Below are 20,307 nucleotides of genomic sequence, written 5' to 3' on the forward strand. Positions count from 1 at the left end.
CCTTTCGGCCAAGAGCGTGAGTCTCTGATCACACATTTACAACGGACAGCGCCGTCCGGCTGCTAGAATGATCACGCTGGCCTTCGGTGCGCGTCCCCAACAGACGTGTCCGGAGGCTTTTTTCATGCCTTCCGACCCCCAAGCGGCCCCCGTCGCCGCCACCGCGCCCGTCTCCATCGCCTCCGACCGCCACTCCACCACCGGCTATCGCGACCTGCTGCGCAACGTCGAGTTCACCGGCCTCTATGCCGGTTTCACCCTCACGGCGGCCGCGGGCACCCTGTCCGGCTTCGCGCTGGGATCCCTGGTCAACGACCGCACCGGTTCCCCGTTCCTGACGGCCGTGAGCATGTACGGCGCCACGTTCGCGACGGTCCTCGGCGCGCTGACGCTGATGTCGGTCGCGGACGGGGAGCGTCCCCGACGGACCCTCGTCGCCCTCCAGTTCGCCTCGCTGCTGGGCGTCGCCGCCCAGGCGGTCCCCGGGTTGCCGCTGGCCGTCCGGTTCGGCCTGCTGCTGATGCTCGGCTTCTTCCAGTCCCTGGGGACCGGTACGCGCCTGGGCCTGCTCGCCGAGATCGTGCCCACCTCCGCCTACGCGACGGCGCGTTCGCTGATGAACATCACCTCCGGCGGCATGGCGATCCTCGGCTACGCCGTCGGCGCGGTACTGCTGCGCCACCTCAGCCCCTACGGCGTCTTCACCGTCGCCGCGGCCCTGACCGCCGTCGGGCTGGCCGTGGTGGCGGCCACCGTCCGGGAGCACTCGATCCGGCTCACCCGCCGCCCCGGCCTGCGGCAGACCTGGGCGACGAACAAGGAGCTCTTCGCCCACCCCGGGCGGCGGGCGCTGCTGCTGAACCTGTGGGTCCCCAACGGCCTGATCGTCGGCTGCGAGGCCCTGTTCATCTCCTACGACCCGCGCGGCGCCGGAACCCTGCTGGCCGCCGGGTCGGCGGGCATGCTCCTCGGCGACCTGGCCGTCGGCAGGCTGCTCAGCGCCGACCGGCGCCGCCGCAGCGCGTTCGCCCTGCGGCTGCTGCTCGCCGTGCCCTTCCTGGTGTTCGGGTTCCATCCGCCCACCCTGGTCGCGGCGGCCGCGGTGTTCCTCGCCGGCGCCGGATTCGCGGCCACCCTGCCGCTCCAGGAGCAGCTGCTCGCGCTGACCCCCGACGCGGTACGCGGCCAGGTCCAGGGGGTCGAGTCCGCCGGGCGGATGACCTGGCAGGGCCTCGGCGCCGCGATCGCCGGCGGCCTGGCCCAGTACCTCGCCCCCGGCTCCGCGATCGCCCTCGTCGCCGCGGTCTCCGTCGCCGTCACGGTCCTCGCCGGGCCGGCCGTGGCCCGCACCGCCCGGACCGCCCGCACCGGCTGAGCCGGGACCCACCCGGGACGCCTGAGCCGGCCCCTCGTATTCGTGCAGGTGTTCGGTTGAGGGGTTAGGCTGGGGTCATGAGCGCAGTCCAGGGCCTTCAGGGTCTGCAGGGTTCACTCTTCGACCAGGACGAGGAGATCCGGCTGGGTCCCCTCGCGGGCCTGCGACGGGCGGTGCTCGGCGCCGGGGCCTGGGTCGACCACCTGCCCGGCTGGCTGACGGGCGCCGACGCCCTCTTCGAGCGGCTGGCGGCCGAGGTGCCCTGGCGCGCCGAACGGCGCCAGATGTACGAGCGCGAGGTGGAGGTGCCCCGCCTGCTGGCCTTCTACGCCGAGGGCGAGGCCCTTCCGCACCCCTCGCTCACCGAGGCGCGCTCCGTCCTGAGCCGCCACTACGCCGCCGAGCTCGGGGAGCCCTTCGTCACCGCCGGCCTGTGCCTGTACCGCGACGGCCGTGACAGCGTCGCCTGGCACGGGGACCGCACCGGCCGTTCCTCGACCGAGGACACCATGGTCGCGATCGTCTCCGTCGGCGACCCGCGCGACCTGGCCTTCCGGCCGCGCGGCGGCGGGCCCACCCTGCTCCGGCTGCCCCTGGGCCACGGTGACCTGGTCGTCATGGGCGGCTCCTGTCAGCGCACCATGGAGCACGCCGTGCCCAAGTCGGTGCGGGCCGTGGGTCCCCGCATCAGCGTCCAGTTCCGTCCCCGGGGCGTGCGTTGACCGCGGTGGCGGCCGCCGCGCGCAAGGACCGCAGGGCCAGCAGCAGGACCCCGATGTCGTCCAGGTACACCGGGTCGGGGATGAGGTCCACCGGCGAGACGGTGTAGAGCACGGCGACCCAGAACAGGGCCTTGTCGCGCAGCGGGATGCCCGCGTCGCGCAGCATCCGTCGCGCCGAGAGCACCCGTACGAGCAGCACGGCCGCGGCGATCGCGAGCCCGGCGGCGATGACCGCGGCCAGGGTGAGCCAGACCTTTGCGTCCATGGCGCCCTTATGCCCCGGCGCGGGCCGCACGATCCGGTGCGCGGCCCGGATCCACTCAGGTGCCCTGTGCGCGCAGCCGCCGACCGACCTCGCCGAGCCCGTCGGCGAGCGCGTCGAGCTGTTCAGGGGTCAGCACGTCGACGAGGATCTCCCGGACGGTGGCCACGTGTCCCGGCGCGGCCTCCTCCAGCTTGGCGCTGCCGGCGTCGGTGAGGACCGCGAAGACGCCGCGCACGTCGGAGGGGCAGCTGCGCCGGCGGACCAGCCCCGCCTTCTCCATCTGGGTGACCTGGTAGGTCAGCCCGCTCTTGGAGTTGATCAGGCCGTTGGCGAGCTCGGTCATCCGCAGTTCGCGCCCCGGCGCCGCGGCGAGCCGCACGAGGATCTCGTACTGGGGGTGCGACAGTCCGGCCTCGTCCTTGAGCTGTTGGTCGAGGCGGCGGTTCACCAGGGCGGAGGCGGCCAGGAAGCCGCTCCAGGCGCGCATTTCGCGGTCGTCCAGCCATCTCGGTTCAGCCATGGGTCCAGATTACACGGGTTGTTCGAATTTGAATCAATGGCTAGGGTGCTGACCGGTGGTTCGAATGTGAACAACCCTCCCTGCCCCCACCGGGCCACCCGCCCGACCGGAAGGACCCCCCATGACCAGCCCCTCCGTGACCCCGACGCAGTCGCAGGCAGCAGCGACCGCCGCCCCCCGGTGGTCCGGCCCCGCCGGCCTCTCCACCCCCGGTCACGACACCGGTCTGCTGCTCCTGCGCCTCGTACTCGGCCTGACCATGGCCGCGCACGGCACGCAGAAGCTCTTCGGCTGGTTCGGCGGCGGCGGCGTCAGCGGCACCGGCCGGTTCTTCACCGCGAGCGGCTACCCCGCCGGGGACGCCATGGCGGTCCTCGCCGGCCTCACCGAGACCCTGGGCGGCCTCGGCCTCGCCCTCGGCCTGCTCACCCCGCTCGCCGGCGCCGCCGTCGTCGGCACGCTCATCAACGCGATCGCCGTCCACGGCACCGGCGCCTTCTTCGCCCCGAAGGGCATCGAGTACGAACTCCTGCTGACCGCGGGCGCCGCGGCCCTCGCCCTGACCGGCCCCGGACGGTACGCCGTCGACCGCTTCCTGCCCGTCCTGCGCGGCCACCGTCTGGCGCACGGAGCCCTCGCCGTCGCCCTCGGCGTCGTCCTCGCGGCCGCACTGCTCCTCGTCCGGGACTGACGTCACGGGCCGTCCGCACGAAGATGCCCGGGGTCCGAGCTGATTGACCCCGGGTATTCGCGGGAAGAGCGGACAAATGACACAACCCATCGAAGACTACGCACTCATCGGCGATCTCATGACCAGCGCGCTGGTCGGCCGCGACGGGTCCATCGACTGGCTGTGCCTGCCGCACTTCGACTCCGCCGCCTGCTTCGCCAAGCTCCTCGGCGACGAGGAGAACGGCCACTGGCGCATCGCGCCGGCCGGCGCCGCCCCCTCCGAGCAGTGCACCCGCCGCGCCTACGTCGACGGCTCGCTGATCCTGGAGTCCTACTGGGAGACCGAGACCGGCACGATCAAGGTCACCGACTTCATGCCGCAGCGGGACAGCGCACCCGACGTGATGCGCATCGTCGAAGGGGTCGCCGGCGAGGTCACCGTCCTCAGCACCCTGCGGCTGCGCTTCGACTACGGCCACGTCGTGCCCTGGGTCCGCCGCTCCGACGGCCACCGCGTCGCCGTCGCCGGTCCCGACTCGGCCTGGTTCCGCAGCGAACCGCCCGTCCCCACCTGGGGCGAGGCCAACAGCACCCGCTCCGAGTTCACCGTCTCCGCCGGCCAGCGCGTCGCCTTCGTCCTCACCTGGCACCCCTCGCACGAACCGCGCCCCGAGCCCGTGGACCCGTACTCCGCCCTGGAGCACGGCCTCGCCGACTGGCACGCGTGGACCTCCAAGTGCCTCTACGAGGGCCCCTACCGGGAGGCCGTCACCCGCTCCCTGATCACCCTCAAGGCCCTCACCTACGCCCCCACCGGCGGTATCGTCGCCGCGGCCACCACCTCCCTGCCCGAGGAGATCGGCGGCGTCCGCAACTGGGACTACCGCTACTGCTGGCTGCGCGACGCCACCCTCACCCTCGGCTCGCTCCTCGCCACCGGCTTCCTCGACGAGGCCCGCGCCTGGCGCACCTGGCTGCTGCGCGCGGTCGCCGGCGACCCCGCCGACCTCCAGATCATGTACGGGATCAGCGGCGAGCGGCGGATCCCCGAGGTCGAGCTGCCCTGGCTGCGCGGCTACGCCTCCTCCGCCCCGGTCCGGATCGGCAACGCGGCCGTCGACCAGCTCCAGCTGGACGTGTACGGGGAGGTCCTCGACGCCCTCCACCTGGCCAGGGCCGCGGGGATCCCCGTCGAGCGGCACGCCTGGAACATCCAGCTCGCGCTCCTCGACTTCCTGAGCCACAACTGGCGGCGGCCGGACGAGGGCCTGTGGGAGGTCCGCGGTCCGCGCCGCCACTTCGTGCACTCCAAGGTGATGGCCTGGGTCGCCGCCGACCGGGCCGTGCGCACCCTGGAGGAACACCCGTCCCTGCCCGGCGACGTGGAGCGCTGGCGGACCATGCGCGACGAGGTGCACCGCGACGTGTGCGAGAAGGGCTTCGACCCCGAGCGGGGCACCTTCACGCAGTACTACGGCTCCCGCGAACTCGACGCGGCGACCCTGCTCATCCCCAGGGTCGGCTTCCTGCCGGCCGACGACCCGCGCGTCATCGGGACGGTCGACGCCGTGCGCGCGGAGCTCGGCAGCAACGGGCTGGTCCGCCGCTACAGCACCGAAGGCCCCTCCGTCGACGGCCTGCCCGGCGACGAAGGGGCCTTCCTCGCCTGCTCGTTCTGGCTGGTCGACGCCCTGCACCTGACGGGCCGGGGCAAGGAGGCCCGCGCACTGTTCGAACGGCTGCTCGCGGTGCGCAACGACGTGGGACTGCTCGCGGAGGAGTACGACCCCGTCGCCGGACGTCAACTCGGCAACTTCCCCCAGGCGTTCAGCCACATCGGCCTGGTGAACACGGCGATCACCCTGGGGTTCGACGAGGAGGGGACCGCCGGCGCGGACTGAGGAGCGGCCCGCGGCGCGTCCGGGGCTACGCCGCCCCGCCCGTGCGCAACGCCAGCAGCAGGGCGATGTCGTCCGGCCGGTCGGTGCTGCCGCCCGCCTCACCGATCAGCCGGTCGGCGGTCTCGGTCAGCGGGCTCGGCCGGGCCGCGGCCAGGGCCGTGCGCAGCCGCTCCACCCCGACGTCGATGTCGATGCCCGGCTTCTCCACCAGCCCGTCCGTGTAGAGGGCGAGCACCGAGCCCCGGGCCAGCCGCAGTTCCGTGACCGGGTACGAGGCCTGCGGGTCGATGCCGAGCACCACCCCGCCCGCCAGGTCGAGCACCTCGGTGCGGCCGTCGGGGTGGCGCAGCAGCGGCTGCGGATGGCCGGCCCGCACGGCCCGCACGAAGCCGGTCGCCGGGTCGAGCGACACGTAGCAGCAGCTGGCGAACTGGCCCGGATCCAGGTCGATGAGCAGCCGGTTCGTGCCGCTCATCACCTCCTGCGGAGTACTGCCGCTGAGCGCGAAGGCCCGTACCGCGCTGCGCAGTTGGCCCATCGTCGCGGCGGCCGCCACCCCATGGCCCTGGACGTCCCCGATGACCAGCGCCAGCCGGCCGTCGTCGGTCTCGACGACGTCGTACCAGTCACCGCCGATGTCCATGCCGACCGTGCCCGGCAGGTACCGGGCGACCGTGTCCACGTGCGCGCACACCGGCAGCCGGTGCGGCAGCAGGGCCGACTGGAGCCCCCGGGCGCGCGCCGCCTCGTTGTCGTAGCGCTTGGCCCGTTCCAGGGCCTGCGCGATCAGACCGGCGAGCGCGGTCAGCACCGTACGCTCCTCCGGGCTGAAGCCGCGCGGCGTGTCGAAGCCGAGGATGCAGGAGCCGACCGGCCTGCCGGAGGCGATCAGGGGCAGGAAGGCGCGGGCGCCGAGGTGCGCGTCCAGCGGGATCCCCGGGTAGGCGGCGGCCAGTTTCTCCATCGACTCGAAGAACAGCGGCCGGCCCGTGGTCAGCGTCTCCACGCCCGGCAGCTGCGTGTCGAGCGAGACGCCGTCGAAGCGGTCGAGGAAGCCCTGGGGGAAGCCCGTCTCCCAGGCCAGGTACAGATGCCGTTCGTCGAGCAGGTAGATCGCCAGCTGGCGGCCGCCGAAGGCGGGCAGCAGCTCCTCGGTGACCACCGCCGACACCTGGCGCGCCGTGACCGCCTCCGTCAGCGCGATCGCGAGGGCCACCGGGCGGTACAGCGCCGAGGCCCGGTCGGCCACCGAGCCGAGGCCTCCGCCCGGCTGGGCGACGGACTCGGGAGCGTAGTCGGGCTGCTCGGCGGCGCCGATCATCACGGTCAGCCCGTCGGAGCCGGGGTACAGGTCCACCGAGAGCCAGTCCCGGGCGTGGTGCCGGCCGCGCCGCACCGGGAAGTGCACCGCCTCGGTGGACAGGAACACGGCCCGGAAGTGGTCCTCGTAGGCGCGGTGGGCGAGCCAGGGAGCCGCCTCCCACAGCACCTGCCCCAGCAGTCGCGCCCCGCTGAGGCCGAGCAGGGTCTCGGCGGCGGTGTTCGCGAAGCGGATCCGGCCCTGACGGTCCAGGGAGAGCACCGCCTGCGCGAGCCGGTCCACGGCCGGGCCGGCGCCCCCGGCCCCGTCGGGCGCCGGTGGCCCCGGCACGTCCACCGGGTCCCCTTCCCAGACCACCGGCGCTCCGGCCGCCGCCAGCATCGAGAGCTCGCGGGCCAGGGCGGCCGCAGCCTCGCGCATCCGCGCCCGCTCCGCGGCGCCGACCGGGACCCCGGGGGTGGCCGGGCGCAGCACCATCAGCACCCCGAACCGCTCGGGGCCGGCGGTGACCGGCTCGTACAGGGAGCCGAAGGGGAAGGGCAGCCCGGCCATCAACTGCGGGAAGCGCCGCATGGCCGCCTCCGCGTCCGGCAGGTGCACGGACTGCCCGGAGCGGTACGCCTCGGCCACCGGGTAGGGGCGGTTCGTCTGGATCCGCCACCACGGCCGGAACAACGGCGCCGGCAGGCCCAGGAGCGCGGCCAGAAGGAGTTCCTCGGTGGGCGAGCGCAGGTAGATCCCGCCCGCGTACCCGCCGACGGCCTCCACGGCGCTCGCCGCGGCACGCGCGAGCACCCGGGCCGTCGCATCGGGGCCCGGGCCTGGGCTCTCCCCTCTCGCCGTCACACCGTCAGGATGCGCCCCCGGCGCCCGGCCCGGCATCCCGGCCCGGTCACGGGGACCGCGGCGGCGCTCCCCGGCCGCGGCCGGAGCCGCGGTAGCCGGCCACCACCGCCGCCGACGCCAGCAGCAGCACCAGGGCCACCGCGCGCAGCGCGGACCCCATGGCGTCGGTGAAGGCGTCGGCCTGGGCCGGATCCGTCGGGTCCCCGTGGAAGCGGGAGGCCAGCACCGTGCCGACCACCGCCACGCCGAGGGCCGCGCCGATCTCGCGGGCCGCCGTGTTCAGCCCGGAGCCGAGCCCGGCCTGGTGCGCGGGCAGCTCCGCGACCACCGTCAGGGTCAGCGAGGGCGCGCACAGCCCGGTGCCGACGGACAGCACGAGCAGGTAGAGCGCGTACACGGCGTACGGAGTGCCCGCGTCGGCGGTGGAGACCAGGAGCAGTCCCGCCGCGATCAGACCGAGCCCGGCGCCGACCGGGAGCCGGGGACCGGTGTGCTCCTGGAGCCGGGCGCCGAACCGGGGCACCAGAGCCATGCCGACGGTCAGCGGGACGATCGCGGCGCCCGTCAGCGCCGGGGAGAAGCCCTTCGCGTACTGGAGGTACTGGGCGTTGACGAAGAACAGGGCGAAGAGCCCGAAGAAGGCGCTGCCGATGCCGAGCGTCCCGGCCCGCAGCTTGCGGGAGGCGAAGATCCGCGGGTCCAGCAGCGGGCGGGCGGTGCGCAGGGCATGGCCGGTGAAGGTGGCGAGCAGCCCGGCGCCGGCTCCGAACGCGGCCAGCACCCGCGCCGAGGTCCAGCCGAACGCCGGGCCCTCGATGATCCCGTAGACCACGGCGAGCAGCGCTCCCGCGAGCAGGACCGCGCCGGCGGGGTCGACGGCGGCGTCGGGCCGGGACGGCGTACGGGGCACCGTACGGGCGACCGCGACGGCGAGGACCGCGCCGAGCGGCACGACGGCCCAGAACAGCGCCCGCCACGTCAGGAACTCCCCGGCCAGGCCGCCGCCGACGTTGCCCGCCAGGCCCCCGAGGCCCGCGGACAGCGTCCAGGTGGCCAGGGCCTGCCCCCGGCGCTCGGGCGGGCTCAGGTGGACCAGGACGGACATGGTCGCGGGCATGATCAGGGCCGCGCCGGCCCCGCACAGGCCGCGCCCGGCGATCAGTACGGCCGGGTCCCGGGCGAGCGCGCTGACCGCCCCGCCCGCGGCGAACAGCGCGAGCCCGGCCAGGAGGGCGCCCTTGCGGCCGTACCGGTCGCCGAGGGCCCCGGCCGGGATCAGCAGGGCGGCGAAGACGATGACGTACGCGTCGACCGCCCACAGCAGCTGGCCGGGGGAGGGCCGCAGGGCGGACGCGGCGAGCTGCGGGATCAGCAGGTTGACGGCGGCGACCATGGCCTGCGCGACCAGCACGCAGGCGCACAGCGCGAGCAGGGCGGCCCGGGTCAGGACGGGCGGAGCGGGGGCGCAGGGGTTCGGGGCGGACGGGCTCAGGGCAGGGCGGAGCACGGCTCCTCCTAGGAGTCGGCGGGGAAGGGTGAGGGGGGACGCGTGTGCGGGGCCGGGCAGGCGCCGGGGCCATCCCGCGTTCCCCACCGTAGAGTTGGGGCGACCTGCTTTCCAGTGCATGTTCTGCAAGGGATGAATGCGTGTGACGCAATCCGCATCGGGCCAGGGCCTCGACCTCAACCTCCTCGTCGCCCTCGACGTCCTCCTGGAGGAGTCGAGCGTGTCCCGGGCAGCCGCCCGCCTGCACCTGTCCGAGCCGGCCATGAGCCGCACGCTCGGCCGTATCCGCAAGGCCCTCGGCGACCCCGTCCTGGTCCGGGCGGGCCGGAGCATGGTGCCCACCCCGCACGCCCTCGCCGTCCAGGGCGAGGTCCGCGCCGTGGTGGAACGGGCCCGCGCCCTCTTCCTCAGCGGCGGCCAGGTCGACCTGCCCAGCCTCGTGCGCACCTTCACCGTGCTCGCCAACGACGCCTTCACCGCGGTCCACGGAGCCACCCTCTTCACCCGCGTGAGCGGGGAGGCGCCCGGGGTCCGGCTGCGCTTCCTGTCGGAGAGCCACGTGGACGTCCCGGCCCTGCGGGAGGGCGTCGCCGATCTGGAACTGGGCGTCATCGACGACCGTTCCCCCGAGGTGCGCGTCGAGCAGCTCACCGACGAGCGGATGATGGCCGTCGTACGCCCCGGCCATCCGCTGCTCCGCGGCCGCGTCACCGCGCGCCGGTTCGCCGCGGCCGAACACCTGATCGCCTCCCGGCGCGGCCGCCTGGAGGGCCCGGTGGACACCGCCCTCGCCGAACGGGGACTGTCCCGGCGGGTGGTGGGCGCCGTGGGGACCTACCCCGCCTCCCTGTTCGTGCTCCGCGAGAGCGACCTCGTGGGGCTCCTCACCACCCAGGCCGTGCCCCTCGCCGCCGCCCTGGGGCTGGAGGTCTTCGAGATCCCGCTCGACCTGCCGACGCTGCCCTTCGGCATGGCGTGGCACCCGCGCCACGACGCCGATCCGGGGCACGCCTGGCTGCGCGCCTGCGCGCGCGAACTGCTGCCCGTACGGCGGGCCGGCCGCGGCGTCCCCGATGAGCCGCAGCCGCACCGGGCGCCCTGACGCCTCCGACCGGGCGACGGGGATGGGCCGATCGATTCCCTCATCCGGGGGACGGACGGGTGTACGGACCACCCCCGGACGCGCCGCGGGGCACGATACGCACGCGTCCCACCCCCCGGCAGGCCACCGGAAGGCAGAGCATGCGGTTCCAGTACGACACCATCGGCGAGCGGTACGCGGAGTCCCGGAACACGGCGGGCTTCTCGGCGGCCGACACCTACACCCTGCACGGAGCCCTCGACGCGCTCGGCGGGGTGCGCGGGCTCGACGCCCTCGACCTGGCCTGCGGATACGGCTACAACACCCGGCTCCTGGCCCGCGGCGGGGCCCGGCGGACCGTCGGCGTGGACGTCTCCGAGGAGATGATCAGGCTGGCCCGCGAGCACGAGGCGACGAGGGACCGGCCGGACGTCGAGTACCTCGTCGCCGACGCCGCCGGGCTGCCGAGCCTCGGTCCCTTCGACCTCGCCACCGCCGCGTACGTCTTCAGCTACGCGCCCGACCGCAGGTCCCTGCACGCGATGTTCCGCTCCGTGCGCGCCAGTCTGCGGTCCGGCGGGCGGCTGCTCGCCATCGTGCCCAACGCGGGGGCGTTCCCGCGCGTGGACTGGTCGCCGTACGGGGTCCGCATCCTCGACCGGGTCCCGGACGGGGACGCGCCGCTGCTGAAGGCGCACTTCCTGACCGAGCCGCCGGTGCCCTTCGAGTTCCGCGAGTGGGCGCACAGCGACCTCGCCGAGGCGGCCGTCGAGGCGGGGTTCGCCACCGTCGGCTGGCAGCCGAACCGGACGCCGCCCGCCGACTCCGAACGCGACGAGGCCTACTGGACGGCGTACCGCGCCTGGCCGATCAGCTCACTGATGACCTGCACGGCGTAGCGCGCCCGGCCCGTCACAACTCCGCGGCCGAGCGGACCAGCTCCACGATCCGCTCGCGCGCCGCCCGCCCCTCCGGCACCGGCAGCAGCGGGTACCCGTGCGGCATGCCCGCCTCCTCGTGGAGGTCCACCTCGGCCCCTTCGGCGCGGGCCCGGCGCAGCAGCTCCCTGCTGTCCGTCGCCAGCACGTCCCGGGTCCCGGCGAACACCGTCAGCGGCGCCAGCCCCGCGAAGGTGCCGTGCAGCGGACTCACCCGCGGATCGTCGGTGGCCAGCGTCCCGGCGTACAGCCGCCCGGCCTCCCGCAGCCCCGGGCGCGCCTGCACCGGGTCGATCGCCTCGATGGCAGCCTGGTCCGGATGGCTCATGGTCACGTCCAGCCAGGGCGAGATCAGCACGATCCGGGAGGGCTGCTCCCCGGTGCGGTCGCGCAGCCGCTGCGCCGCCGCCAGCGCCAGCCCCGCTCCGGCCGCGTCCCCCAGCAGCACCGTCCCGCCGGCTCCGCCGCTCGCGATCAGGCCGCTCAACAGGTCCGTGGCGACCGGGACCGTCCTGTCGGCGGTACCGCGCGGGGCGAGGATGTAGGCGGGCACCACGACCCGTGCCCGTGCCCGCGTGACCAGGGTCCGGACCAGCGCCCAGTGCGGGCGGACCAGTTCGTCGACGTAACCGCCGCCGTGCAGGTAGAGCACCTGGGCCGCGGGCTCGGCCCCGAGCGGGGCCACCTCGTACACCGGCCAGGCTCCGACGAAGGTCCGCGAGACGTCCGCGACCCGGCCCAGCGAACGCGGCGGCAGATGGGACGCGGGCCGGCGGGCCGACCGCGCCACCCGAGCCCCGACCGCATCGGCGCTCGCGAACCGTCTTCGCCGTCCCGCTGCGGACAGCGCCACCGACAGCGCCCTGCTGCGCAGACTCGGCACGCCCCTCACCTCCCCTTTCCCCGCCCCGCCACCGGGAAGTCGCCCCCTGGCCCGTCAACGGAGGAGCATAGGCGTGAAGCTGCACTGTCGACCCGCTTAAGAAAGTCTCGATGGACTGATCACGATGCCGATCGGCAGATTGGTGCCCGTCACCGACGCCGTCCGGGCCCGCACGCCCCCGGCGCCCCCTTCCGCATGCCTGGAGCCACCCTCATGAAGGCACTCGTCAAGCACAAGGCCGAGCCCGGACTGTGGCTCATGGACGTCCCCGAGCCCGAGTACGGCCCCGGCGACGTGCTGATCAAGGTGCTGCGCACCGGCATCTGCGGGACCGACCTGCACATCCGTGCCTGGGACGGCTGGGCGCAGGGCGCGGTCAAGACCCCGCTCGTCCTCGGCCACGAGTTCGTGGGCGAGGTGGCGGCGCTCGGAGCGGACGTCCGCGACATCGAGATCGGCGCGCTGGTCAGCGGCGAGGGCCACCTGGTGTGCGGCAAGTGCCGCAACTGCCTGGCGGGCCGCCGCCACCTGTGCCGCAGCACGATCGGGCTCGGGGTCGGCCGCGACGGCGCCTTCGCCGAGTACGTGGTGCTGCCCGCGCAGAACGTGTGGGTGCACCGCACCGCGGTGGACCTGGACGTCGCGGCCATCTTCGACCCGTTCGGCAACGCCGTGCACACGGCGCTGTCCTTCCCGCTGGTCGGCGAGGACGTGCTGATCACCGGCGCCGGCCCGATCGGGATCATGGCGGCCGCCGTGGCCCGGCACGCCGGCGCGCGCAGCGTGGTCATCACCGACGTCAGCCCCGAGCGGCTGGAGATCGCCCGCAAGGCCGGCGCCACGCTCGCGGTGAACGTCGCCGAGTCCTCCATCGCCGACGCCCAGCGGCAGCTGGGCCTGCGCGAGGGCTTCGACATCGGCCTGGAGATGTCCGGCCGCGCCGAGGCCATGCGCGACATGATCGACAACATGACGCACGGCGGCCGGATCGCCATGCTGGGTCTGCCCGCGCAGGAGTTCCCGGTGGACTGGGCGAAGGTCGTCACCTCGATGATCACCATCAAGGGCATCTACGGCCGCGAGATGTTCGAGACCTGGTACGCGATGACCGTGCTGCTGGAAGGCGGGCTCGACCTCAGCCCGGTCATCACCGGCCGCTACTCGCACCGCGACTTCGAGGCCGCCTTCGACGAGGCGTCGACCGCCCGCAGCGGCAAGATCATCCTGGACTGGACCGCGTAGGCACCCGCCCCGCCCCGGTCCCCCCGAACCATTTCCCTCCGGCCGGGCCCCGCTCACCCTCCCCCCTCCGCGGGGCCCGGCCCCCCTCCGCCGCACTAGGAGAACGCAGCATGTTCGAGTCCGTCCGCGAGGACCTGCGCACCACCCTCGACGAGATCCGCGCCGCCGGCCTGCACAAGCCCGAGCGCGTCATCGGCACCCCGCAGAACGCGGCCGTCGCCGTCACCTCCGGCGGCGCCGCCGGTGAGGTGCTCAACTTCTGCGCCAACAACTACCTCGGTCTGGCCGACCACCCCGAGGTCGTCGCCGCCGCGAAGGACGCGCTGGACCGCTGGGGCTACGGCATGGCCTCCGTCCGCTTCATCTGCGGTACCCAGGAGGTGCACAAGGAGCTGGAGGCCCGGCTGTCGGCCTTCCTCGGCCAGGAGGACACGATCCTCTACTCCTCCTGCTTCGACGCCAACGGCGGTGTCTTCGAGACCCTGCTCGGCGCCGAGGACGCGGTCATCTCCGACGCCCTCAACCACGCCTCGATCATCGACGGCATCCGCCTCTCCAAGGCCCGTCGTCTGCGCTACGCCAACCGCGACATGGCCGAGCTGGAAGCCCGCCTGAAGGAAGCCACCGAGGGCGGCGCCCACCGCAAGCTGATCGTCACCGACGGCGTCTTCTCCATGGACGGCTACGTGGCCCCCCTCCAGGAGATCTGCGACCTCGCCGAGCGCTACGACGCCATGGTCATGGTCGACGACTCGCACGCCGTCGGCTTCGTCGGCCCCGGCGGCCGCGGCACCCCGGAACTGCACGGGGTCATGGACCGCGTCGACATCATCACCGGCACCCTCGGCAAGGCGCTGGGCGGCGCCTCCGGAGGCTACGTCGCCGCCCGCGCCGAGATCGTGGAGCTGCTGCGCCAGCGCTCGCGCCCGTACCTCTTCTCCAACTCCCTGGCCCCGGTCATCGCGGCGGCCTCCCTCAAGGTCCTCGACCTGCTGGAGTCGGCCGGTGACCTGCGCGAACACCTCGCCGCCAACACCGAGCTCTTCCGCACGAAGATGACCGAGGCCGGTTTCGAGATCCTGCCCGGCGACCACGCCATCGCCCCCGTGATGATCGGCGACGCGGCGGAGGCGGCCCGCATGGCGGAGCTGCTCCTGGAGCGCGGCGTGTACGTGATCGGCTTCTCCTACCCGGTGGTGCCGATGGGCGCGGCCCGGATCCGCGTCCAGCTCTCGGCGGCCCACTCGACGGCCGACGTGGAGCGCGCGGTCGCGGCCTTCATCGACGCCCGCGCGGCTCTTTCCGCTGCTCAGGGCTGACATCATGGAGGGGTGATCGACCCCCGCCGGCTGCGCATCCTGCGGGCCGTGGCGGACCACCGTACGGTGACCGCCGCGGCCGCAGCCCTGTACCTGACCCCCTCGGCCGTCTCCCAGCAGCTCGCCGCGCTGGAGCAGGAGACGGGCCACGCCCTGCTGACCCGCAGCGGCCGGGGCGTACGGCTCACCGCGGCCGGTGAGATCCTGCTCGGCCACGCCCACGAGGTGCTGGCCCAGCTGGAGCGGGCGGAGGCCGAACTCGCGGCGTACGCGGGCGGCTCGGCCGGCGAGGTCACGGTGGCCGCCTTCGCCACCGGCATCGCGGAGGTGCTGGCCCCGGCGATCACCCGGCTCGCGCTGGAGCATCCCGGGATCCGGCTGCGGGTACGGGACGCCGAGGGCGACCAGAGCCTGCCCCTGCTGCTGGACGGCGAGGCCGACCTCGCGCTGGCCGTCGAGTACCGGGGCGGGCCCGGCGCCGACGACGGACGGCTCTCCGTCCTCCCGCTGTACGCGGAACCCTTCGACGCGGTCCTGCCCTCCGGGCACCCGCTGGCCGATCTGCCCGCGGTCTCACTGGCCGACCTGTCCGACTCGGACTGGGTGGGCCAGTATCCCGGCAACCCGTGCCACGACGTGACGCTGCTCGCCTGCGAACTGGCCGGCTTCCAGCCGCGGTTCGTCCACTCCTCCGACGACTTCCGCGCGGTGACGGCGCTGGTGGGCGCCGGGGCCGGAGTGGCCCTCGTACCGCGTTCCGCGCTGCGGGGCATCGACCTCAAGGAGGTCCAGGTCCGCCCGGTCGCCGGTCCGGCCGCCACCCGGCGCGTCTTCGCCGCGACCCGCCGCGGCGCGGAGAGCCACCCGCTGATCGCGCCCGTCCTGGCGGCCCTGGTCCGCGAGTCGGAGCGGCTTCCGGCGCACTGAGGGGCGCGTCCGCCGCGCCGGGGGACGGCGTCGCGCGGGCCGTACGGGTGAACTGGCGGGCGCACCCTGGGGAGGAGAGCCTGACCGGCCGAAGAGTGGGGTGAGCCGTACACCGACCACGGAGGCATCATGGCCCGAGTCACCGCCGATACCGCTCCCGAGTACCTCAAGCAGACGGCCGAACCGGTCCGTGAGCACCTGTCCGCCGCGACACAGCTGGAAACCTTCCTGGCGGGCGCCGGCGCCCTCACCCTGGAACAGCGCATGCTGCTCGTCGATCAGGCCCTGGTGCTCATGGAGGGCAACTACGTACACCTGCCCCTGAAGATCGCGATGCACGCGGTCAACCCCGTACAGCGGCTGCGGCTCATCCGCCGGCAGCTGGAGCAGCAGACGCCGGCCACCATGCCGCCGGAGTGGATGTTCCACTCGGAGATGTCCAAGGTCTTCCACTCGATCCGGGACCTGCACACCAACTACCAGCTGCCCGCGCCGTTCGCCGGGAAGATCGCCTTCCTCCCCTTCCGGGTCGAGGAGTGCACCGACGGACCCCAGCCCCGCTTCCTGGTCACGCGCATCACCCAGGGGTTCTCCGCGCCGGGCTTCGCGCCCGGCGTCGAGGTCACCCACTGGAGCGGCGTTCCCATCGAGAAGGCCGTCGAGCTCTTCGCCGCCCGGTTCGCCGGCAGCAACGCGGCGGCGCGCCGCAGCCGGGGCATCCAGTCGCTGACGGTGCGTTCGCTCACGGCCCACCTCCCTCCCTTCGAGGAATGGGTGACCGTCAGCTACACGGGCACCGACGGCGTCGCCCGCGAGCTGCGCGAGAACTGGCAGATCGTGGAGAACCTCCCCCCGATGCCCGGCCCGGTCGGTGAGGCCGCCCTCGTCATGGGGGTGGACTACGAGGCCGACGAGATCGGCCGCGCGAACGTCATGCTCTTCGTCCCCCACGTGGTCGAGCAGCAAAGGGCGGTCGACTCGGGAGAGACCCCCGACTCCGCGGCGGACGAGATCGCCAGCACGATGCCGCAGGTGTTCACGGCCCGCACCGTCCAGACCCCCTCCGGCACCTTCGGTCACGTCCGCATCCACACCTTCAACGTGGAAAGCGCCGACGCCTTCGTCAAGGAGTTCGTCCGGCTCATCGGCCGGCTGCCCCAGAACGGGCTGATCGTCGACGTGCGCGACAACGGCGGCGGCCTGGTCTGGGCGTCGGAGCTCACCCTCCAGACCCTGACGCCGCGTCGGATCACACCGGAACCGTTCCAGTTCATCAACACCCCGCTGAACCTGCGCATCTGCCGCAACAGCCCCAGCCTCAGACCCTGGGTGGAGTCGATGGAGCAGGCGGTCGAGACCGGTTCGACCTTCTCCGCCGGCGTCCCGCTCACCCCGGAGGCCCGCGCCAACGCCATCGGACAGCAGTACTTCGGCCCGGTCGTCCTCATCACCAACGCCCGCTGCTACTCGGCGACCGACATGTTCGCCGCCGGCTTCCAGGACCACCGGATCGGTACGGTGCTGGGGACCGACGACAACACCGGGGCCGGCGGCGCCAACGTCGTGACGCAGGGCGAGATCATGACGTTCTTCCCCATCCCGGCCTCGCCCTACGTCCCCCTGCCGAACGGGGCGGGCATGCGGGTGTCGATCCGCAGGTCCCTGAGGGTCGGCGACCGGGCCGGTACGCCCCTGGAGGACCTCGGCGTCGTACCGGACCAACGGCACCGGATGACCCGCCGGGACCTCCTGGAGGGCAACGTGGACCTGCTGGCGCGGGCCGGTGAGCTCCTCAAGGAGCAGCCGGTGCGGGAGTTGACCATCACCGACGCCACGCGCGCCGACGGCTCGCTGCGCCTCAAGCTGAGGACCGCCAACGTCGACCGCCTGGACGTCTACCTCGACCGGCGTCCGCGCACCTCCGTGGACGTCCCCGACGGTCAGGCGGAGGTCACGGTGTCCGGCGCCACCGCAGCCCGGGCGGTGCGCGTGGACGGATTCGCCCGGGGCGAGCTGGTCGCCAGCCGCACGCAGCCCCTGTAGCGCCGACGGGTGGGTGGCCGGGGCCGCCGGCCACCCACCGCCCGTCACACCCTCAGCACCTCAACCCCCGCCGCGGCGAAGGACTGCGCCACACCCGCCGCCAGGCCCGTGTCCGTGACCAGGACGTCCACCGACGAGGTCGCGCAGATACGGGCGAAGGCGCGCACGCCGAGTTTGCTGGAGTCCGCGGCGATCACCACGCGGCGGGCCCGCTCGCACAGCAGGCGGTTGATCGACGCCTCGTCCTCGTGCCGGGTCGCCGCGCCGTCCGCCGGGTCGAAGCCGTCCACGCCGACCACCGCGGTGTCCACCGCGAGCTGCCCAAGCACCTGCTCGGCGAGCGGGCCGGTCAGTTCGTACGACTGCGGGCGGGCCACGCCACCCGTCAGCACGATCTTGAACTGCGGCCGGATGACCAGCTCGCCCGCGATGTTGAGGGCGTTGGTCACCACCGTCAGCGCCGGAGAACCCGAGCCCAGGTCCGGGCGTCCGGCCAGGGCCCGCGCCACTTCGGTGGTCGTGGTGCCGCCCGTCAGGCCGATCACCTCGCCCGGGGTGATCAGGGCGGCCACCGCCTCGCTGATGCGGCGCTTCTCGGCGGCGCGCCGGGACGTGCGGTAGCGCAGGGGGAGTTCGTACGAGACCCCGTGCAGGACGGCCCCGCCGCGCGTGCGCACCAGCAGCTGCTGCTCGGCGAGCTGGTCGAGGTCGCGGCGGATGGTCGCCGCGGACACGCCGAGGGTGTGCGCCGCCGGTTCCACCTCCAGCTCGCCCCGCTCCACCAGCAGGTCCAGCAGTGCCTGCCAGCGTTCCTTGCGGGTCATCGGACGCCCCCTTCGGTGATCCCTTGGCCTACCCGGCGACAGTAACGCAGGTGGTCATCCCTTTGGATGCTTGAAGTTGCTTGAAAATGCCAGCTATCTTGCAGGAAAACGCATTCAGGGAAACGTATTCAGGAACGCGTTCAGCGCATTCAGATCAGCCTGCCGCACGAGGGAGCCTGTATGAGTCACGTCGCGTACGAGTTGGGCACACAGCCCGCATGCTGGGAGCGGGCCGCCGAACTGGCCCCGGCCCGCCGGGCGGTGCTGCCGCAGCCGGGGGAGCGGACCGCGATCGTCGGCTGCGGGACCTCCTACTACATGGCCCAGGCGGCCGCCGTGCTGCGCGAGGAGGCCGGGCAGGGCGAGACGGACGCCTTCCCCGCCTCGGAGTTCCCGCGCCACCGCCGCTACGACCGGGTCGTCGCCCTGACCCGCTCCGGCACCACCACCGAGGTGCTGGACCTGCTGGCCGCACTGCGGGACGCCGGGGTGCCCACCACCGCCGTCGTCGGCGATCCCGCGACCCCGGTGATGACCGTCGCGGACGAGCTCGTCGTCCTCGACTTCGCCGACGAACGGTCCGTCGTGCAGACCCGCTTCGCGACCACCGCCCTCACCCTCCTGCGCGCCCACCTCGGGCTCCACACCGCCGCCGTGGTGGACGACGCCCGCACCGCCCTGGCCGAGCCGCTCCCCGCAGACCTGGAGATCCGGGGGCAGTTCACCTTCCTCGGCCGCGGCTGGAGCGTCGGACTCGCCCACGAGGCCGCGCTGAAGATGCGCGAGGCGTCGTTGTCCTGGGCCGAGTCCTACCCGGCGATGGAGTACCGGCACGGGCCGATCAGCGTCTCCGGGCCCGGCACCGTCACCTGGTGCCTCGGCGAGGCCCCCGACGGGCTCGCCGGACAGGTCCGCGACACCGGCTCCCACTGGGTGGCCGGAGGGCTCGACCCGCTCGCCGAACTGGTCCGCGTGCACCGCCTCGCCCTCGCCGTCGCCGCCCACCGGCAGCTGGATCCGGACGCGCCGCGCCACCTCACCCGCTCGGTGATCCTCGCCACCGGCGAGGAGGCGGTCCGATGAGCCTGGTACCCGCCGGTCCGCTCGTCCTGGAAGCGGCCCGCGCGGGCCGCGCCGTCGCCGCCTTCAACATCATCACCCTGGAGCACGCCGAAGCCGTCGTCGCCGGCGCCGAGGCGGCCGGGGTGCCGGTCATCCTGCAACTGAGCGAGAACGCCGTGAAGTTCCGCGGTGGCCGGCTGCTGCCCATCTCCCGGGCCGCCGCCGCCTGCGCGGAGGCCGCCGCGGTCCCCGTCGGCCTGCACCTGGACCACGTCAAGAGCCCCGAGCTGCTGCGCCAGGCCTGCGACGCGGGATACAGCTCGGTGATGTACGACGCCGCGCAGCTCCCGTACGCCGAGAACCTGGAGGCCACCCGCTCGGCCGCCGACTGGGCCCATGCCAACGGGCTCTGGATCGAAGCCGAGCTGGGCGAGGTGGGCGGCAAGAACGGGGCCGCCCCCCTGGATCCGCACGCACCCGGCGCCCGTACCGACCCCGACGAGGCACGGCGGTTCGTCACCGACTCCGGGGTGGACGCGCTGGCCGTCGCCATCGGCAGCAGCCACGCGATGACCAGCCGGACCGCGGCCCTGGACCACGCGCTGCTGGCCCGGCTGGCCAAGACGGTGGACGTACCGCTCGTCCTCCACGGCTCCTCCGGGCTGCCCGACGCCGAGCTCGCGGCGGCCGTCGCGGGCGGCATCCGCAAGGTCAACATCGGCACCGCCCTGAACCTGGCCATGACCGAGGCCATCCGCACCCACCTCACCCGGGCCGATCCCCGGCCGTACCTGACGGCCGCCCGTACGGCGATGACGGCTACGGCCGCCGCTATGATCAGCGCCCTGAACTGAGCGGC

The 20,307-nt window shown here is 73.7% G+C and carries 18 protein-coding genes; 12 read left to right on the forward strand and 6 right to left on the reverse strand.

Annotated features, from left to right (window positions below; all coding sequences use genetic code 11):
* The first annotated feature begins 124 nt into the window (after positions 1-124).
* Together AC07DU_RS01885 and AC07DU_RS01890 are read left to right on the forward strand one after the other, a co-directional pair.
* Positions 125-1,375, forward strand: coding sequence for an MFS transporter (locus tag AC07DU_RS01885; RefSeq protein ID WP_479109084.1), 1,251 nt, complete (start codon positions 125-127; stop codon positions 1,373-1,375).
* A gap of 77 nt (positions 1,376-1,452) precedes the next feature.
* Positions 1,453-2,097, forward strand: a complete 645-nt coding sequence (locus AC07DU_RS01890; protein WP_360900303.1) for an alpha-ketoglutarate-dependent dioxygenase AlkB — start codon at positions 1,453-1,455, stop codon at positions 2,095-2,097.
* On the opposite strand, the gene AC07DU_RS01895 is transcribed toward AC07DU_RS01890, so the two are convergent.
* Both AC07DU_RS01895 and AC07DU_RS01900 read right to left on the reverse strand, forming a co-directional pair.
* The gene (locus AC07DU_RS01895; protein WP_479038744.1) at positions 2,063-2,362 is read right to left on the reverse strand and encodes a YkvA family protein; all 300 of its coding nucleotides are present in this window, start codon (positions 2,360-2,362) and stop codon (positions 2,063-2,065) included. The two genes, AC07DU_RS01890 and AC07DU_RS01895, sit on opposite strands and share 35 nt — an antisense overlap.
* A gap of 55 nt (positions 2,363-2,417) precedes the next feature.
* Positions 2,418-2,882 (reverse strand): MarR family winged helix-turn-helix transcriptional regulator, encoded by a 465-nt coding sequence (locus tag AC07DU_RS01900; RefSeq protein ID WP_479038743.1) that lies wholly within the window; start codon positions 2,880-2,882, stop codon positions 2,418-2,420.
* Positions 2,883-3,003: 121 nt separating this feature from the next.
* On the opposite strand from AC07DU_RS01900, the gene AC07DU_RS01905 reads away from it, so the two are divergent.
* Positions 3,004-3,573, forward strand: a complete 570-nt coding sequence (locus AC07DU_RS01905) for a DoxX family membrane protein (protein WP_479109086.1) — start codon at positions 3,004-3,006, stop codon at positions 3,571-3,573.
* 76 nt (positions 3,574-3,649) lie between these two features.
* Positions 3,650-5,455, forward strand: a complete 1,806-nt coding sequence (locus tag AC07DU_RS01910) for a glycoside hydrolase family 15 protein (protein ID WP_479109088.1) — start codon at positions 3,650-3,652, stop codon at positions 5,453-5,455.
* A gap of 25 nt (positions 5,456-5,480) precedes the next feature.
* Here the strand turns inward: AC07DU_RS01910 and AC07DU_RS01915 are convergent, their stop codons facing one another.
* Together AC07DU_RS01915 and AC07DU_RS01920 are read right to left on the reverse strand one after the other, a co-directional pair.
* Entirely contained in the window at positions 5,481-7,622 is a 2,142-nt protein-coding gene (locus AC07DU_RS01915) for a PP2C family protein-serine/threonine phosphatase (protein ID WP_479038737.1), read from the reverse strand.
* Between the two features lie 46 nt (positions 7,623-7,668).
* Positions 7,669-9,129 carry an MFS transporter gene (locus AC07DU_RS01920; protein WP_479109090.1) on the reverse strand — a complete coding sequence of 487 codons (1,461 nt, stop codon included), beginning with the start codon at positions 9,127-9,129 and terminating at the stop codon, positions 7,669-7,671.
* A 136-nt stretch (positions 9,130-9,265) separates the two neighbouring features.
* Between AC07DU_RS01920 and AC07DU_RS01925 the strand changes: the two genes are divergently transcribed.
* Both AC07DU_RS01925 and AC07DU_RS01930 read left to right on the forward strand, forming a co-directional pair.
* Positions 9,266-10,231 (forward strand): LysR family transcriptional regulator, encoded by a 966-nt coding sequence (locus tag AC07DU_RS01925; RefSeq protein ID WP_479038730.1) that lies wholly within the window; start codon positions 9,266-9,268, stop codon positions 10,229-10,231.
* Positions 10,232-10,371: 140 nt separating this feature from the next.
* Positions 10,372-11,109, forward strand: coding sequence for a class I SAM-dependent methyltransferase (locus tag AC07DU_RS01930; RefSeq protein ID WP_360900328.1), 738 nt, complete (start codon positions 10,372-10,374; stop codon positions 11,107-11,109).
* A gap of 13 nt (positions 11,110-11,122) precedes the next feature.
* On the opposite strand, the gene AC07DU_RS01935 is transcribed toward AC07DU_RS01930, so the two are convergent.
* Positions 11,123-12,031: an alpha/beta hydrolase fold domain-containing protein gene (locus tag AC07DU_RS01935; protein ID WP_479038727.1), complete on the reverse strand. Its 909-nt coding sequence runs from the start codon at positions 12,029-12,031 to the stop codon at positions 11,123-11,125.
* 213 nt (positions 12,032-12,244) lie between these two features.
* On the opposite strand from AC07DU_RS01935, the gene tdh reads away from it, so the two are divergent.
* The 4 genes from tdh (at position 12,245) to AC07DU_RS01955 (ending at position 17,562) form a co-directional block, all read left to right on the forward strand.
* Positions 12,245-13,273, forward strand: a complete 1,029-nt coding sequence (tdh, locus tag AC07DU_RS01940; RefSeq protein ID WP_360900334.1) for an L-threonine 3-dehydrogenase — start codon at positions 12,245-12,247, stop codon at positions 13,271-13,273.
* Positions 13,274-13,383: 110 nt separating this feature from the next.
* A complete protein-coding gene (locus AC07DU_RS01945; protein WP_479109093.1) occupies positions 13,384-14,592 on the forward strand; it encodes a glycine C-acetyltransferase in 1,209 nt (402 codons plus the stop codon).
* A 12-nt stretch (positions 14,593-14,604) separates the two neighbouring features.
* Complete coding sequence (locus AC07DU_RS01950) at positions 14,605-15,519, forward strand: LysR family transcriptional regulator (RefSeq protein ID WP_360900340.1); 915 nt, start codon at positions 14,605-14,607, stop codon at positions 15,517-15,519.
* Positions 15,520-15,648: 129 nt separating this feature from the next.
* Positions 15,649-17,562 carry a S41 family peptidase gene (locus tag AC07DU_RS01955; RefSeq protein WP_479109095.1) on the forward strand — a complete coding sequence of 638 codons (1,914 nt, stop codon included), beginning with the start codon at positions 15,649-15,651 and terminating at the stop codon, positions 17,560-17,562.
* 44 nt (positions 17,563-17,606) lie between these two features.
* Here the strand turns inward: AC07DU_RS01955 and AC07DU_RS01960 are convergent, their stop codons facing one another.
* Entirely contained in the window at positions 17,607-18,386 is a 780-nt protein-coding gene (locus AC07DU_RS01960; RefSeq protein WP_479109097.1) for a DeoR/GlpR family DNA-binding transcription regulator, read from the reverse strand.
* Positions 18,387-18,566: 180 nt separating this feature from the next.
* On the opposite strand from AC07DU_RS01960, the gene AC07DU_RS01965 reads away from it, so the two are divergent.
* Entirely contained in the window at positions 18,567-19,469 is a 903-nt protein-coding gene (locus tag AC07DU_RS01965) for an SIS domain-containing protein (protein ID WP_479109099.1), read from the forward strand.
* Positions 19,466-20,302, forward strand: coding sequence for a class II fructose-bisphosphate aldolase (locus tag AC07DU_RS01970; protein ID WP_479109101.1), 837 nt, complete (start codon positions 19,466-19,468; stop codon positions 20,300-20,302). The genes AC07DU_RS01965 and AC07DU_RS01970 overlap by 4 nt, the downstream gene beginning before the upstream one ends.
* Positions 20,303-20,307 lie beyond the last annotated feature (5 nt).

This window comes from Streptomyces sp. NPDC045695 (genome assembly GCF_056432025.1).

What these genes read in the sequence shown, in the direction of transcription:
- AC07DU_RS01970 (WP_479109101.1), top strand. Translation starts at nt 19,466, where the DNA reads ATGAGCCTGGTACCCGCCGGTCCGCTCGTCCTGGAAGCGGCCCGCGCG.
- AC07DU_RS01965 (WP_479109099.1), top strand. Translation starts at nt 18,567, where the DNA reads ATGAGTCACGTCGCGTACGAGTTGGGCACACAGCCCGCATGCTGGGAG.
- AC07DU_RS01910 (WP_479109088.1), top strand. Translation starts at nt 3,650, where the DNA reads ATGACACAACCCATCGAAGACTACGCACTCATCGGCGATCTCATGACC.
- AC07DU_RS01885 (WP_479109084.1), top strand. Translation starts at nt 125, where the DNA reads ATGCCTTCCGACCCCCAAGCGGCCCCCGTCGCCGCCACCGCGCCCGTC.
- AC07DU_RS01930 (WP_360900328.1), top strand. Translation starts at nt 10,372, where the DNA reads ATGCGGTTCCAGTACGACACCATCGGCGAGCGGTACGCGGAGTCCCGG.
- tdh (WP_360900334.1), top strand. Translation starts at nt 12,245, where the DNA reads ATGAAGGCACTCGTCAAGCACAAGGCCGAGCCCGGACTGTGGCTCATG.
- AC07DU_RS01905 (WP_479109086.1), top strand. Translation starts at nt 3,004, where the DNA reads ATGACCAGCCCCTCCGTGACCCCGACGCAGTCGCAGGCAGCAGCGACC.
- AC07DU_RS01900 (WP_479038743.1), bottom strand. Translation starts at nt 2,882, where the DNA reads ATGGCTGAACCGAGATGGCTGGACGACCGCGAAATGCGCGCCTGGAGC.
- AC07DU_RS01955 (WP_479109095.1), top strand. Translation starts at nt 15,649, where the DNA reads ATGGCCCGAGTCACCGCCGATACCGCTCCCGAGTACCTCAAGCAGACG.
- AC07DU_RS01960 (WP_479109097.1), bottom strand. Translation starts at nt 18,386, where the DNA reads ATGACCCGCAAGGAACGCTGGCAGGCACTGCTGGACCTGCTGGTGGAG.
- AC07DU_RS01945 (WP_479109093.1), top strand. Translation starts at nt 13,384, where the DNA reads ATGTTCGAGTCCGTCCGCGAGGACCTGCGCACCACCCTCGACGAGATC.
- AC07DU_RS01895 (WP_479038744.1), bottom strand. Translation starts at nt 2,362, where the DNA reads ATGGACGCAAAGGTCTGGCTCACCCTGGCCGCGGTCATCGCCGCCGGG.
- AC07DU_RS01925 (WP_479038730.1), top strand. Translation starts at nt 9,266, where the DNA reads ATGCGTGTGACGCAATCCGCATCGGGCCAGGGCCTCGACCTCAACCTC.
- AC07DU_RS01890 (WP_360900303.1), top strand. Translation starts at nt 1,453, where the DNA reads ATGAGCGCAGTCCAGGGCCTTCAGGGTCTGCAGGGTTCACTCTTCGAC.